At 47.8% G+C, this 14,231-nt stretch carries 16 protein-coding genes; 8 read left to right on the top strand and 8 right to left on the bottom strand.

All coding sequences use genetic code 11. The features are described from left to right. A complete protein-coding gene (locus tag EXW93_RS07535) occupies positions 1–471 on the top strand; it encodes an NUDIX hydrolase (protein WP_174316279.1) in 471 nt (156 codons plus the stop codon). A 44-nt stretch (positions 472–515) separates the two neighbouring features. Here the strand turns inward: EXW93_RS07535 and EXW93_RS07530 are convergent, their stop codons facing one another. The 4 genes from EXW93_RS07530 to EXW93_RS16635 form a co-directional block, all read right to left on the bottom strand. Further along, entirely contained in the window at positions 516–1,217 is a 702-nt protein-coding gene (locus EXW93_RS07530) for a DUF554 domain-containing protein (protein WP_035397505.1), read from the bottom strand. A 16-nt stretch (positions 1,218–1,233) separates the two neighbouring features. Next, positions 1,234–2,166, bottom strand: a complete 933-nt coding sequence (locus EXW93_RS07525) for a DMT family transporter (RefSeq protein WP_174316278.1) — start codon at positions 2,164–2,166, stop codon at positions 1,234–1,236. Then, complete coding sequence (locus EXW93_RS07520; protein WP_174316277.1) at positions 2,166–2,831, bottom strand: GntR family transcriptional regulator; 666 nt, start codon at positions 2,829–2,831, stop codon at positions 2,166–2,168. The genes EXW93_RS07525 and EXW93_RS07520 overlap by 1 nt, the downstream gene beginning before the upstream one ends. Before the next feature lie 85 nt (positions 2,832–2,916). Next, a complete protein-coding gene (locus EXW93_RS16635) occupies positions 2,917–3,687 on the bottom strand; it encodes a CPBP family intramembrane glutamic endopeptidase (RefSeq protein ID WP_174316276.1) in 771 nt (256 codons plus the stop codon). 159 nt (positions 3,688–3,846) lie between these two features. Between EXW93_RS16635 and EXW93_RS07510 the strand changes: the two genes are divergently transcribed. The 4 genes from EXW93_RS07510 (at position 3,847) to EXW93_RS07495 (ending at position 6,940) form a co-directional block, all read left to right on the top strand. Further along, positions 3,847–4,170 carry a PadR family transcriptional regulator gene (locus EXW93_RS07510; RefSeq protein WP_055967923.1) on the top strand — a complete coding sequence of 108 codons (324 nt, stop codon included), beginning with the start codon at positions 3,847–3,849 and terminating at the stop codon, positions 4,168–4,170. Between the two features lies 1 nt (position 4,171). Further along, entirely contained in the window at positions 4,172–4,930 is a 759-nt protein-coding gene (locus EXW93_RS07505) for a hypothetical protein (RefSeq protein WP_174316275.1), read from the top strand. Between the two features lie 512 nt (positions 4,931–5,442). Then, positions 5,443–6,348 carry a helix-turn-helix transcriptional regulator gene (locus tag EXW93_RS07500; protein WP_064300920.1) on the top strand — a complete coding sequence of 302 codons (906 nt, stop codon included), beginning with the start codon at positions 5,443–5,445 and terminating at the stop codon, positions 6,346–6,348. Between the two features lie 76 nt (positions 6,349–6,424). Next, positions 6,425–6,940 (top strand): DinB family protein, encoded by a 516-nt coding sequence (locus tag EXW93_RS07495; protein WP_174316274.1) that lies wholly within the window; start codon positions 6,425–6,427, stop codon positions 6,938–6,940. A gap of 92 nt (positions 6,941–7,032) precedes the next feature. Here the strand turns inward: EXW93_RS07495 and EXW93_RS07490 are convergent, their stop codons facing one another. Together EXW93_RS07490 and EXW93_RS07485 are read right to left on the bottom strand one after the other, a co-directional pair. After that, the gene (locus tag EXW93_RS07490) at positions 7,033–7,596 is read right to left on the bottom strand and encodes a GNAT family N-acetyltransferase (protein ID WP_174316273.1); all 564 of its coding nucleotides are present in this window, start codon (positions 7,594–7,596) and stop codon (positions 7,033–7,035) included. A gap of 15 nt (positions 7,597–7,611) precedes the next feature. Beyond that, positions 7,612–8,847, bottom strand: a complete 1,236-nt coding sequence (locus EXW93_RS07485) for an MDR family MFS transporter (protein WP_023468210.1) — start codon at positions 8,845–8,847, stop codon at positions 7,612–7,614. 102 nt (positions 8,848–8,949) lie between these two features. Between EXW93_RS07485 and EXW93_RS16410 the strand changes: the two genes are divergently transcribed. The 3 genes from EXW93_RS16410 to EXW93_RS07475 all read left to right on the top strand — a co-directional run bounded on the left by EXW93_RS16410 (position 8,950) and on the right by EXW93_RS07475 (position 11,860). After that, the gene (locus EXW93_RS16410) at positions 8,950–9,231 is read left to right on the top strand and encodes an SgrR family transcriptional regulator (protein ID WP_254606192.1); all 282 of its coding nucleotides are present in this window, start codon (positions 8,950–8,952) and stop codon (positions 9,229–9,231) included. Positions 9,232–9,255: 24 nt separating this feature from the next. Beyond that, the gene (locus tag EXW93_RS07480; RefSeq protein WP_254606191.1) at positions 9,256–10,581 is read left to right on the top strand and encodes an ABC transporter substrate-binding protein; all 1,326 of its coding nucleotides are present in this window, start codon (positions 9,256–9,258) and stop codon (positions 10,579–10,581) included. Positions 10,582–10,720: 139 nt separating this feature from the next. Next, positions 10,721–11,860, top strand: coding sequence for a globin domain-containing protein (locus tag EXW93_RS07475; protein ID WP_174316272.1), 1,140 nt, complete (start codon positions 10,721–10,723; stop codon positions 11,858–11,860). A 49-nt stretch (positions 11,861–11,909) separates the two neighbouring features. Here EXW93_RS07475 and EXW93_RS07470 read toward each other — a convergent pair whose 3' ends face one another. Further along, positions 11,910–12,650 (bottom strand): sugar nucleotide-binding protein, encoded by a 741-nt coding sequence (locus EXW93_RS07470; RefSeq protein ID WP_174316271.1) that lies wholly within the window; start codon positions 12,648–12,650, stop codon positions 11,910–11,912. A gap of 378 nt (positions 12,651–13,028) precedes the next feature. Continuing rightward, positions 13,029–14,228, bottom strand: coding sequence for an MFS transporter (locus EXW93_RS07465; protein WP_058265874.1), 1,200 nt, complete (start codon positions 14,226–14,228; stop codon positions 13,029–13,031). Positions 14,229–14,231: the final 3 nt, after the last annotated feature.

The raw sequence follows: 14,231 nt of genomic DNA, 5'->3' as shown, positions 1-14,231 counted from the left end.
ATGGATCGTTATACGCTTTGTTTAATCCGCCACGCGGATCACTTTTTACTCGTCAATCGACAAAAACGTCCAGCGATGGGCATGTGGAACGGCGTCGGAGGTAAGATCGAACTGGGCGAGACACCGGAAGCTGCCGTCATCCGCGAGACGTTCGAAGAGACGGGTATCATGCTCAATAAAGTGACATCAAAAGGCATCGTCCGCTTACACGGGGAAGAGACATCTGGCATGTACCTCTACCTAGCTGATATAGAAGAGCGTCCGTTTCCAACACCGGTCATGACAGTTGAAGGAATCCTCGATTGGAAATCACTCGACTGGATTCTAGACGACGAAAACATGGGCATCATCAGCAACCTCCGGCACTACTTACCGGTCGTACTTTCGACCGAGCATCCATTACTGCATGACTTCCATTACGATGGACATACAATCACTGCATACGAGACACATGAATTAATTGAGACATAACACAACATCCCCGCTCGTCCTTTCGGACAGGCGGGGATGTCTCGTTAGAATAGATGTAATCCCGTCACAATGACAGCGACGATGACGATGCCCGGTAACAAGTTCGCGACGCGGATCTTCGTGATTCCGGCGAGATTAAGACCGATCGCTGCAATCATCACTCCACCGGTCGCCGTCATCTCCAAGATGAATTCTTGCAAGGCGGCGTCGGGAATGAACTTCGTGATCGCAACGGCACTCAGTGCGATCGCTCCTTGATACAGAAAGACGGGAATCGCTGAGAACATGACGCCGATCCCGAGCGTTGAACTGAGGACAAGCGCCGTGAAGCCGTCAATCAACCCTTTCGTATAGAGGACATCGTGATCCTGACGCAGTCCACCGTCGAGCGCACCGAGGACACCCATCGCTCCGATGACGAAAATCAACGTCGCGGTGACGAAGCCTTCCGCGATATTCGATGGACGACCGCGACTGATCTTACGTTCGAGCCATGCCCCCATCCGGTCGAGCTTCTCATCGAGACGGAACCATTCCCCGATCGCACCTCCGAGAACGAGACTACCGATGACGATCAAAAAGTTCGTGCTTTTCATTCCCATCTGGATCCCGAGGACGACGACGGCTAGACCAATCGCTTGCAAGACCGTCTCCTTCATCCGTTCCGGAATCCGGTGGAACATCAATCCGAGCAATGTCCCGACGATGATCAGGACGGTATTGACGAGTGTACCTGTTAAAACCATCTGACAGCCTACTTTCTCAATTGATTTTTCGTTTCGCAGGACGGACGACCGTCCGCTCCACCTGATTCAAGCTATGCAACGTCATCCCGAGCATGACGAGGATGATCCCGAATATCGCGAGTCCCGTCGGTAGTGCCGCATGGAGAAACAAAATCTCCCCGAGAACGGTAAAGACGATCTCAAACGACTGGGTCGCCTCGATCGCGGCTAACCGGACCGGTTCCGTCCGGACGAGAGACGTCGCGTAGAAAAAGAGCGATGTCGCGATGACGCCTGAGAATAAAGCGACGAAGCCGGACTGGGTCACTTGACTGATACTCGGTAAGCCGACTTGTATGTAAGCAATTACGGAAAGCACGATCCAAAACGGTAGACTCGCGATCGTCATTCCAAGGATCCGTTCAAAGACATCGAGCTCATCCCCATACCGTTCCATCATCTTCCGGTTACCAAGCGGATAGGCAATCGCAGCGACGAGCACCGGCAAGGAACCGAACAGTAAGGATTGTAGCGATAGACTTCCTGCGACGGATAACTGCATGACGACGACACCGAGGACGATCAAGACGGAATACTTGAGAGCCGACCACGGAATCCGTTGTTTGAACAAGGGCGCAAGCAGTGGTCCGGCTAAAATCGTCAATTGCCACGTTCCGGCAATCAGCCAGCCCGGTGCATGATCTGCAGCGAGACAGATGCTACCGTAAAACAGTCCGAAACCGATTGTACCGTACAGTAACCAAAAACCGAAGTCTGCTCGCAGTGCCTGTAAGACGCGACCAATTCCCCGACGCATCAAGACGATGACGACGAAGAACGGCAACATCAAGAAGAAGCGAAGCGACGCACTGTAGATCCAGTGCCCCCCTGCTCCTTGCATCGATTGATTCAAGATGAAGGTGACGGCAAAGAACATCGCCGCCAAGATCCCATAAATGATTGGTCGCATCAGCGCTCCTCCTTTAGTGTCGAGACGAGTAAACGTCCGAGCCCATTCCAGTTATGTTCCGTCGCCTGGACGAGCTGCTCGACATCCCGTTGTTGACACGCGATCAAAATCGCCGCATGATCGGCAATCGATTGACGACCGAGTCGATCGAACTGGGCGTATTCGAGCCGGCGGATCAGCGGCGTCAATCGGCGAATCGTTTCCCGTAGCTGAGCGTTCTGACTGCGCAACACAAAAACATCGTGAAAGGCATCGTCAAGCGTCAGCGCTGTCTCTGTCTCCTGTTGGTCGATTGCCGTCGTGAACTGTTGGTGAATCGTTTGAAGTTCCATCAAGTCGTCTTCCGTCAATTGCGGTCCCGCTAGACGCGCTGCTAGCCCGTGCAGTGTCGCGATAATCGGATAGGTTTGCTGTGCCTGTTCAGCGTCAAGCTCTGTCACGATCGTCCGCGAGCCCCGTTTCGCAAAAATCAATCCTTCCTCCTCGAGTCGTTTCAAGGCTTCGCGGACCGGTGTTCGGCTGACTCCGAACATTTCCGCGAGCGCTTGATCGTTCACCTTCTCGCCTGGGGCGAGGCGTAAAGTGATGATGTGATGCTGTAAACGTCGATATACTTCCTCACTGAGAGGAAGTCGTGCAATGGCTAAATCATCTGTAGGTTTCATACAAGTAATATATTACATATTAATCATTGATACTAGCTTTATTCAAAAATAAAAACTCCCCGTCAAACAACGGAGAGTCAGCTATTCAAACGTTACGTGGATTCATCGGTCCATTCAGGTGACTGAGATCGTGCCGTTTCAACAAGATCAGTTGAATGACGATCGCGACGAGTAGATAAGCTTGTGTCAAAAGAGGAGTGATGCCTAAATTGACGTTCACGACATCCGCTGCGATGCTCGCGAAATCCCACAGCGCATGGAAAATGATTAATGGCCAGAGGTTATTCAGCTTCAGTGCGATGATCGCTAAGAAAACACCAAAGACGAATGTGTTCGCAAGTTGGAACAACATCGCTGCTGGGGGAATCAAGGCGATCAAATTAAGCAAGTGGAAAGATGAGAATAGGAGCGCACTGATGAGGACGGCACGATACGGATGTTCGTTCGGTCGAAGGTAACGTAAGATGATGCCTCGAAACAAGACTTCCTCATTGAAACCAACGAATAAGGTCGTCAGGAAGACGATTCCGATAAGTTGGAGTGCCGATGATGAAATCGAGGTCGTGAGCATCGCATTGACGATCAATCCGACTTGAACGATAACGATCAGCAGTAACGGAATGTACCAGATCAGACCCCGCGACTGCAGTTTCGAAAACCCGACGGCAGCAAACGTGGCATGTCGACGAATGTACCAGACGAGAAAAATCGCTGTAACGACTTCACCGAAGATCGCGATACGTAACAACTCCGGTTCACCATAACGAATGCCGAAACCAAACGCAGAGACAGCCATGACGATACCCATGATGATGAAGACGACGGTCGCCGAGACGACAGTATTCCGCTTATCCACGATCAATACCTCCCTTTTCTAAACAAGCGACGTATCTACTTTATGATTTGTTTACCTTTTTTTCAGGGAAATGAATCTTTTTCCTCCAGCTACCTTGTAATACAAAATAGCTTGGTATATCATTACCTTGTAATACCAAGTAGCGAAAGGATGATGTGGATGTCATCGACGCAAATGTTAAAGGGGATTCTCGACGGTTGTTTACTTGCACTGATCGCGGAAGAAGAGATTTATGGTTATGAACTGGCGACGAAACTGAAAGCATACGGTTTCTCTGACATCAGCGAAGGAACGATCTATCCATTGTTGATCCGGATGCAAAAACTGGGCTGGATCGAAGCGACTTCACGCGTCTCTCCGTCCGGTCCGAAACGGAAGTATTATTCGATCACGACGAGCGGTGCAGAAGAACTCACCGCATTCAAGGAAAGATGGCAACACCTTTCGAGAAGTGTTGAAAGTATTTTAAAGGAGGATGATTGAGATGACCCTATCAACGGAATCAACCCGATTTTTGGAAGACTTGAAGGTCTACCTGCTTGCTTCGGGAAAAAATGAACAAGCGACGAACGAGATCGTCCTTGAACTCGAAGACCATCTGATTGAAGCGGAAGCGGATGGCAAATCGGTTCGTTCCATCACGGGTGACAGTCCTGCCGCCTACATCCAGTCGATCTCACACGAGATGGCATTTGATTCAAAACAAGCCTTTTGGACGATCATGCAAGTGTATCTTGGTGCTTCCAGCTTTCTATACTTACAAAATCTCTTGAATGGCACGATGACTTACAGTATCCTGCTCGTCGGTGGCTTCTTACTGATAAGCGCTGTTTATTTGACGACACTTGCATTGTTGTTCCGCAAAGACGCCTTACGCGATACTGCTCGACCACGCCTCCTGCGTTACGGGATTCATGGGAGTGTTCATCTTCTTCTGATCGTCGGACTGTTGATCGTCAACGGACTCATTGATTCGCCCAAAATCACGTTATCTCCGAGCGTTGGTTGGTTAATTGGTGCCCTTCTAATTGCCTGGATTCTCGTCACGGCATGGAAGACGAAGACATGGATTTTACCGATTGCAGTGTTCGTCTATTTTGTTCCCCAAATCATTCTCCGTTCTGTATTTGATTGGTCGGAATTGACCTCTGTACTCGTCGGATATGTTGTTGCTGCCATTACAATGACAGTCGCTTTTATTCGCGAATCTAAACAAGATCAGTCAAACGTCTCAAAGCACTGAAGAAACGATTTGGTTCTGATTAAAGTATAAAACGACTATAAAAATAAAGACGTTTCCTAGCATACTTATGGCTGCAACCTGATTCATTTTTTCCCACTCTCCTTCTTATTTAGATAAGGACTTTATTTGAATTGAACCGAATTTTAACTTACTTCCTTTTCCATACGTAACCTTTGATTTTACATTTTTATGATTCATAAGTAATTTTCATTTTTTTGGTGTTAGCTTCCCGACTTCAAAGTGGTAGCTGTCTTATCGCCGAATAAATTCTTAAAGAAATAGGTCAAAATTACATATTGAATTAGATTTACAACCCAAACATATCTAATAAGATAAGGAAAACCACAAAAAGTATGCGTGATGCATACTTTTTTCTTTGGATTTTGATTCAATTCATTACGAAGTACTTTTTAATCTCTCCATAGAACGAATAAATCAATTATACTAAACGTAATTATTTGTATGGAATGACGGTTCAAACTATAGTCGTGCTTAATACAAAGGAGAATTTTTTGAAACTCGAACGATTACTGACTATCATATTTAAGTTACTGCATCGCTCTACGATCTCGGCCGCTCAATTAGCTAGTGAATTAAATGTCTCTCAGAGAACGATTTATCGAGATATTGAAACCATTAGTGCAGCTGGAATTCCCGTTACTTCTTATCATGGAACTAATGGAGGTTTCGGTATTATTGAGAATTATAAATGGGATAAGACCTTTTTAAATGCGTCTTCTATGGTCGATGTTCTATCTTTAATGAAAAGTTTATCAGCGCAATTACATGATCAAGATTTAAAAAATACGCTAGAACGGCTATCGATTCTTACGACAGAAGAACAAAATAACCATTTGCACATTGATTTAGCTGATCAATCCATTGAGCCTACTTTCTTAATTGATCTTCAAAAGAGTATCAAAGAATCAAAAAGAGTTCTGTTTCAATACATCAGTGCTCAAAAGGAACAGACCATTCGAGAAGTAGATCCCATTTTTCTACGATATAAATTTCGTACATGGTACCTTTATGCTTATTGTTATTTAAGAAATGATTACCGCGAATTCAAAGTGTCACATATGCTCAACCTTCAAAGACTTTCAACATCTATTCAGGATAACCATCCCATTCCTGGAGACAGAGCTGTCGTGAAACCCGCACGGGAAAGTATCACGTTAAGAATTCATCCTGAATCCATTCATGTAGTCTTAAACCATTTTAAGCATCAATCGATGGTTTTTGAAGAAGATGGTAGTGTTACGATGACTTTATTGTTACCTTCACCTTTACATGCGGAATGGTTAATCAACATTTTATTAAGCTTCAGATCAGGTGTAGTTGTTATTCATCCCTTGTACTTACAAGACATATTAAGAAATGAAGCCAAAAAAATAGTTAATCTATATGAGGATATATGACACTCAGATGTCATATATCCTTTTTTATAATGAACGTAGTTAGACAGTTCTTACTACAATTAAAGGAGCGATTTGGATGAATGCCGGAAAAACGATGTATGAATATCACAATTGGGCGATACAGTTGATGTTAGATCATATGGATGCATTACCTGAAAATCTATTAAATAAAGAGGTGAAAAGCTCTTATCCGACAATCGCTAAAACACTTAGTCATATTCTTGCAGTTGATACTATGTGGATTCATGTTTTAGAAAAAGTAGAATTTCAACAAGCGCTACAAGATGCGATGAGTCAATTACCATTAACTGATGCATATACAATTGAAGAATTCAAAACAGCATTCAAAAATATAGCATCAAAGTATCAACTATTTTTAAATCAGAACTCAACTCTTACTATGACGATACATGTGGATAATCCTTGGTCTGGTCCACGGGAAACGACTTTTGAAGAAATTCTTTTACATGTAGCCAATCACGGTACGTATCACCTGGGGAACATTACTACCATGTTAAGGCAGCAAAATGAACCCTCATTGATGATGGATTATTCTCTTTTTTGGTATGAAGATATGAAAGTTAAGCCATAACAGAATGTATTCGTTTTTAATGTCTATTTAGACATCACTATATAAAATAAAAAGGCGTGCACCGGTGCACGCCTTTTTATTTTATATAGTGATCAATTCCCTTGTATTGCTTCATACCGCTCACGCGTCCAGTTGTAGACATGACTCGTCACGGTCCGACCGTCGATTCGTTCTAAGACGAATGGTCGGTCAAGAACAGGGGTAAAACCGAGTTTCTCAACGACACGGCGTGATTGGTCATTAAAATCAAAGTGCCCGCACCAGACGACATCGATCGGCAGTTCCCGGAAGATGAAATCAAGTATTGCTTCGACGATTTCCGGCATCCGCCCTTCTCCCCAGTAATCAGGCGCGAGGACATAGCCAATCTCAACTTGACGGTCATGGGTGATTGAATCGTCCGGACGACGATTGAAGTGAAAACCGAAGCTACCGATCACTTCACCAGTTTCCTTATCGGTCACTGCATATTCGCCAGGTGACGCTTGGAAAATGCCGATCACTTCTTGGCTTTCGTCAAGTGACGCGTGCGGCGCCCAGCCTGCTTTTGGTCCAACATTTGGATCCTTCGCGTAAGCATACAATGCTTCTGCATCGTCGTCTTGCCAACGGCGTAACAGGTGCCGTGGCGTTTCAATAGTATCTGGTAAGTTCATCTATATTCCCCCTTATTAAGATACGTTTCGCTCTCGCTCGACAGATTCCTTCACGAACAGACTCGTATAAACTAATCCAAAGCCCGTTAGGAGGATCAATCCGAGGTATACACTCATCATCGACGGAATCAAGAAGGTCCCGACGAGAATCGTCGACCGAGAAAGTAAATCCGCTCCAGCAAACGACGTTCCCGCGAACGCTGAGTACGCCCCACGTTGATCGGCTGGCATCATGTTCGCTTTTTGTGTGTTCAAGACCGGAGAGTAGAGCAACTCGCCGATCGTTGCGATGAAGATGAAGACCATCAGTGCCGTCATGCTGTTGGCACTCGTCACGACGACGTAGCCGATCGTGTACAGCATGAGACCCGCAGCGAGCGTCCGGCGCGGAGACAAACGCTTCGCTAATCGCTGGACGATGAACGTCAACGTGACGACGAGCAACGTATTTTCGATGTTGATGATACTCATCATCCGGACCCCGTTGATCGACCACCCGGCAAATGATAGCGGTTCGAACGAATCGGCGAGTCGGACGGCGACGTAACTGCCCATCGAAAACTCAGCCGCTAAGATACACATCGAACCGAAAACGACCTTGACGAACGGACGATCCCGCCAAGCGAGTTGATAGCTCGTGAAGATATCCGTGAGGACACCACGTAGTTTTTGACGCTGCCACGTCCGTGGTGTGTCGTCAAGAAACAGATAATAGGCAATCGGTAAAACGGACGACGTGAAGCTTAATATCCCGAACAACAGCAGTTGGTTACTGACGTAGAGCCAGCCCCCGAGCGCCGTACCGATGGCGATCGAGAGATTGATCAGCCAGTAGTCGAGCGCATAAACCGCTTGGCGGTTTTCCTTCGTCGTTGCATCGATGATAATCGCCCCCATTGCCGGCCGACCAAGATTACTTGTCACCGAGAAGACAGCGTAAATGACCATGAACAACAGCATCCAGTCGAGTGTCAATGAGATCGTCATCGTGATGAACGTCAGCGCTGTGAGCGCAGAAGTCGTGACGAGCAGACGTTTGCGGGAAAAGCGGTCGGCAAGATATCCGCCGAGTAGATTCGTGATGAAGCTGACGAAGACCATCGCGATCAAAAATGCACCGGCGATGACTTCGTTGAATGCCTGGACGAACAAGAGGGCCATGAACGGCATGATGGAGAACGAGACAGCCCGGTTGAAAAACGATGTGATAAGACGTACTTTAATTGGTTTCGGTATTTCTTTCCATTTCATATTGTCACCTTCCATTCTCTACCTGTATCATAAACAAGACAAGACACAGGAAAAATGGACGTCATTCAAAAAAGATGTCCCCTTTTAAGGAGGAGAAGGACGATGGATGCTTATCTTTTTATGTTATGGAAGACTTGCCGAAATGGACACTACTCGATTGCGACGCTTGCCGACGCCATCCATCTCAGTCCTAAACAAACGAAACGATATCTCAATAAATGGCAGGAAGACGGTTGGATTGGTTACACGAGTGGTCGCGGACGGGGCAACTTAAGTGAACTCGTCTGGTTACGCCACGTCGAACGAGAGTATGCGAAACGGATGCTCGAACGGATCGATCGCGACTCGATCGAGTCGGTGACGGAGGAATTGACGTGGGACTGATCGCCGGCGCAAGCAGGACGCTTCATGCGGCAGCTCGAACGAAAATTCGGCTATACACAGACGACGGCTGATGCGTTATTGATTCCTCGAAAACGGAATTTCCTGACGACCCACCCGTTAGAAGCAGCGGATATCCATAGTGCCCATCTCGTCCAGAACGTCTTCAACCGGCTGTTTACGATCGATGTTGACGGCAACATCCAGGGTGAACTCGCCCATCATTATATTTGGAACGGGACGACGCTCAGTCTCTTCTTACGGAAGGACGTCCGCTTTCATGACGGCTCGCTCCTGACGAGTAAGGAAGTGACGAAGAGCCTGCGTGCTTTGATTGCCTATCCGGCTTACGCTTATTCCTACCGGCACGTGAAACAGATCGTCTCGAACGGTCCGTACCGGGTCGACCTCACACTTGATCAGCGCCGGAGTTCAATTTTGCCACAACTCGCCTCGATTCACACGAGCATCATCAAGGACGGTGTCGGGACGGGACCATTCCAACTGACGCAGCATGACGATAAGAAGACCGTTCTGACAGCGTTCCCGAACTACTTCGGCATTCGTGCCCTGCTCGACCGGATCGAATTCATCCAGATGCCGGAGCAATATGACCCGGTCTATCGGACATCGGCTTCTGATTCTAGTCCGATTGATACGATCGCGACACAATCCGGATTTGGTCTCGTCTTGCTCCATCCGCGCGCCGGTGGTCCGTTTGAATCCAAAGCCGCGCGGCATTATATCCACCGGCTCGTCGCGGAAGTCCGTGGTGACATTCATGACTTCCATGAACGGGCACAACCGAACGACTGTGGTTTTCTTGAGTCCTATAGTCAACCGTATACTGTCCCGGATGGTCCTGCCGTTTTGTTCACGCAACCGATCCGAATCAAGCTGACTGATTTTACGGACAAGGTGACACGCTGGCTCTGTCAGCGATTTGATCAGGACGGAATTCCGTATGAGTTCGTCGAGGTCGGCTTTGAAGAGAGCATCACGGATTTTCACGCGTACGATACGATTGATCTCGCCGTCCATGCCGAAGTGTTCGAGCGGAATGTCCAGTACGCCTTCTATCAGTTCATGACGAATACGTTCTCACCACCAATCCGCTTGTTTCAGCAGATGCCAGAGATGTTGAAATCGATTGAACAATATGACGCGACACCGTTCGAAGACTGGCTCCCGATCCACCAATCGATTGAGCGTTACTTAATCGACGAATCGTATTTCATCCCGTTCTATCACGATACACGACTGATTCCGTATCCGATCGAATTGCAAAACATCACGATCGACTCGTTCGGTTACTTTGATTTCTCGAAGCTCTGGATCTCCAACCAATCGTGACGAATCGTTGACGAAATCTTGACCTGCTTGTGACAAAACACACACTATTTTTTAATCCAGTATTTTAAATGTTGCATTAAAAGTGAGGCTGCGAAATACTAAGACTGTCTTCATTACTTAGTGAAAAGGAAGTGGTCCTATGTTATCAACCTCTACCATTCAAATCGTTCAATCGACGGTTCCCGTCCTTGCGTCGCACGGTGCCGCGATCACGAAAGTTTTTTATCAGCGCTTGTTTCAAGCTCATCCGGAACTGAAACACGTCTTCAATCAATCGAATCAACGAAGCGACCGCCAATCGCAAGCACTCGCAACAGCCGTGTATGCCGCTGCTGCTCACATCGATCAACTCGAGACGTTAAAGCCGGTCTTATTACCTGTGCTCCATAAACACCGTAGTCTACAAATCAAACCGGAAATGTATCCCATCGTCGGACACGAATTACTCGGGGCAATGCAAGATGTCTTAGGAGAAGCCGCAACGCCAGACATCTTGCGCGCGTGGGGAGAAGCATATGGGGAGATTGCCAATCTGTTCATCACGCTTGAAGCCGAACTTTACGCACAGGATGAACAAGCAAAAGGATTTTCCGGATATCAGACAGTCGAGATTTCGGATGTCGAGGAGCAAGCGGATGGGATTCGCGCCTTGACCTTCCGCACGGACGGTCCACTCCCCGCTTATCGAGCCGGACAATACATTACGGTGCGGATTCAAGACAAAGATGGCTTATGGCACAATCGTCAATACAGTCTGACGACGGCATCGAACATGGAAACATATACGATTGGTGTCAAACGAGAAGGCATCGTCTCGGACTATTTACATGCAGCGCAAGTCGGTGACACGGTGTTCATTAGTGCGCCAGCGGGTGCTTTTACACTCGATGCGTCAGACGAACCAGTCGTGCTGATTGCCGGTGGGATCGGGATTACACCGATGCTTGCGATGGCTGACGAAGCGTTAGCTGCTGGTCGACAGGTCACGTTACATCACGCTGTCCAAGACGAACGCAATCGTCCATTTAACGAGCAACTTGCCTTGCTTGAGCAACGTGGCGCACGCGTCATTCGTTACGCAGAACACCAGGCAATGGATCAAGCGGGTCGCCTGCCGAAAGACGTTATCGCAGGTATCACGGATTCGACATACGTCTGTGGTCCGGAAGCAATGATTCAATATGTGATCGAACACTTCACGGCGTCACCCGACAAACTGCATTACGAAATCTTTGGACCAACGCTTGCTTTTGCAGTAGAAACACCAGTTGCGCAATAAAAAACATCCCGTTCTCTTTGACACACGTCAAGGAGAGCGGGATGTTTGATTAGAGTGGCAATCGTTCTGACAATGGACGGACCAAGACGACGTCCGTTGCCATTCGGTTATCACGGCGTGGTTCATCGACCGGTTCAATCGTCCAGTTTTTTGCATGAAGCGTATTCAAGGCACGCGCTAAATCATACATTGAATAACGCTCGTTTCCGTTCAACTGATAGAGCCCCGCTTCCTGTTCGAGTAAAATCGTAACGAGCGCTTCAGCTGTATCTTCAAGCACTGAACTCGACGGATACCAATTCCGACTCGCCCGAATGACGCCGTGCTGTTTCATCTCGTTCGTGAAGAAATCGACCATATTGTTCGAACCAGCTTCCGTTCCGATCTGCCAGCCGATCCGGACGATCTTCGCTTGTGGATCGAGTGCTTGAATCGCTTGTTCGCAAGCAATCTTATAAGCACCATACTCATCGGTCGCATCCGGTACTGCGTCCTTGTCAATCGGTGCCGGCACGTCGTCCGAGAAAACAGACACCGTACTCGTGAAGAAAAATGGAATCGCATATTCTTGGCACAAGCGGACGAGCGCTTCCGTCCAACTGACAGACCCCATTCCGATATGTAAGAAATAATCTGGTCGTTCCGTTTCTAAAAATGTCCGCATCGCCGATTCGTCAGTCGTTGAGACTTTCTTCCGGTCCCAGGCGACTGTCTCGATGTCGTGCTTTGCTAAGACATCCGCAACGACGGGTGCTACCGTACCGTTCATACCTGTAATGATTGCTTTCATGTTGATGCTTCCCCCTTATCTTCGATCGAAAATCATAAAACCGCTTGCTACTTCAGTTTACACGGGAAGTATTGATTTAACGAATCTGAGGTCATTCTTCTACGACCATTTATGCCTCAAATGAAAAAAACGTCTGCTGTCCAATCTAAAATTGGTAAGCAGACGCACTGTTTAGTTAGTTCATCCTTACTCCGAAACGCCTTCCGTTTCCATTCGGCGCCACAGTACATTCAAGAAGACCGTCATCCCACTAATCGGAATCAAAAACAATAACGCTGTGATCCATAAACTCTCCATCGACTCCACTCCTCATCGTTCATTTCTATCTCTAGTGTACATAATCGCGAAACCGCTTACCTCCACCTCAAGGCGGATATTTCATCCGACCTTGTCCTGTCGTACTTCAGAAAAGGAAACGGTACGATGAATCAGTAACCAGACACTGGTCATGACAAGACCACTCAAGGCAAAGAACAAAAAGACGAACGAGATGCTAAAGAACGACGTCAAGTACGACGACAATCCGTAACAGAGCGCGGAACATGCCGTTGATGCTGCGACCATCGCCGTCCGGACCCGACCGAGCAAATGCGCAGGCGTCGAGCGCTGCAACAAGGTCGCAAATGGAATCCCGAATAACGTCAGCGCCATGCCGAGCAAGATGAACCCACCAACAGCCACTGGGACGAATGAGACATAGGCGACGATCGCAATTGCGAGACCTTGCAAGACGACGGCAAAACGAAACAGCTTATCCTGTCGTACGGAGGCGACCCACTTCCCGTATAGGAGCGACATCGCGATTCCCCCGATCACCGTCGCCAGTTCGAGTGCAGAAAACATCTGGGCATTTCCCGACAAGACACTCTTGGCATATGGCGCAAGTAAAGTATTCATCGGTGTGATCATCCAGTTTGCGAGGATCGCACAACCAAGGATCCATTTCAGGCGACCGTCACGGACGACGTGTCCGATCCCTGCGAGCAACGCTTCGCGGTACGAACCATGACGCGCCTCTTCTGCGACTTGCCCTGTCATATGTCGAACGAGTAACCAGGCGACGAGATGTAGACCAAGATCAAGCCATAAGATACTCGCGATCGAGAAATGGGCGACCATCATCCCACCGAGTAAAAATCCGCTCAACGTACCGATCCGTTCAATCGTAGCAAGGTACGCATTCGCTTGCGGCAATTGGTCATCTTCGACTAAATCAACGACCCACGTGAAGACGGCATTGCCACCAATGATTTGCAAAATCGTCTGCACGACGAGTAAGCCGAGTAACCACGGTAGGACGACGTTCGTCAGACCGATTCCCGCTAACGCGATCCCAAGCGCAAGCAATCGAATGAGTAGCGACGTTTGGTACAAGGATGCACTGACGAATCGATCGATCCATGGTCCGACGAACGTTGAAACGAGAAAACGAATCAAAAAGACACCAGTCGCAAGCAAGGCGACGCCAGAAGCACTAATCTCTTCCGCACTCACCCAGTAGATTGCGATATAGACAAAACTCGTCCCGACGGTCGATAACAAATCCGAGACATACATAAAACGAAACGCACGTGACATGAT

The organism is Exiguobacterium sp. JMULE1, assembly GCF_013337175.1.
GTDB classification, from domain to species: Bacteria; Bacillota; Bacilli; order Exiguobacteriales; family Exiguobacteriaceae; genus Exiguobacterium_A; species Exiguobacterium_A indicum.
The sequence above is the reverse complement of the archived record's forward strand: the minus strand, read 5'-3'. Positions and strand labels throughout refer to the sequence as shown.

Bases quoted from the DNA above. Each gene is read 5' to 3' on its own strand.
- EXW93_RS07535 (WP_174316279.1), top strand. From the start codon at position 1: ATGGATCGTTATACGCTTTGTTTAATCCGCCACGCGGATCACTTTTTA.
- EXW93_RS07530 (WP_035397505.1), bottom strand. From the start codon at position 1,217: ATGGTTTTAACAGGTACACTCGTCAATACCGTCCTGATCATCGTCGGG.
- EXW93_RS07525 (WP_174316278.1), bottom strand. From the start codon at position 2,166: ATGCGACCAATCATTTATGGGATCTTGGCGGCGATGTTCTTTGCCGTC.
- EXW93_RS07520 (WP_174316277.1), bottom strand. From the start codon at position 2,831: ATGAAACCTACAGATGATTTAGCCATTGCACGACTTCCTCTCAGTGAG.
- EXW93_RS07510 (WP_055967923.1), top strand. From the start codon at position 3,847: ATGTCATCGACGCAAATGTTAAAGGGGATTCTCGACGGTTGTTTACTT.
- EXW93_RS07505 (WP_174316275.1), top strand. From the start codon at position 4,172: ATGACCCTATCAACGGAATCAACCCGATTTTTGGAAGACTTGAAGGTC.
- EXW93_RS07495 (WP_174316274.1), top strand. From the start codon at position 6,425: ATGAATGCCGGAAAAACGATGTATGAATATCACAATTGGGCGATACAG.
- EXW93_RS07490 (WP_174316273.1), bottom strand. From the start codon at position 7,596: ATGAACTTACCAGATACTATTGAAACGCCACGGCACCTGTTACGCCGT.
- EXW93_RS07485 (WP_023468210.1), bottom strand. From the start codon at position 8,847: ATGAAATGGAAAGAAATACCGAAACCAATTAAAGTACGTCTTATCACA.
- EXW93_RS16410 (WP_254606192.1), top strand. From the start codon at position 8,950: ATGGATGCTTATCTTTTTATGTTATGGAAGACTTGCCGAAATGGACAC.
- EXW93_RS07480 (WP_254606191.1), top strand. From the start codon at position 9,256: ATGCGGCAGCTCGAACGAAAATTCGGCTATACACAGACGACGGCTGAT.
- EXW93_RS07475 (WP_174316272.1), top strand. From the start codon at position 10,721: ATGTTATCAACCTCTACCATTCAAATCGTTCAATCGACGGTTCCCGTC.
- EXW93_RS07470 (WP_174316271.1), bottom strand. From the start codon at position 12,650: ATGAAAGCAATCATTACAGGTATGAACGGTACGGTAGCACCCGTCGTT.
- EXW93_RS07465 (WP_058265874.1), bottom strand. From the start codon at position 14,228: ATGTCACGTGCGTTTCGTTTTATGTATGTCTCGGATTTGTTATCGACC.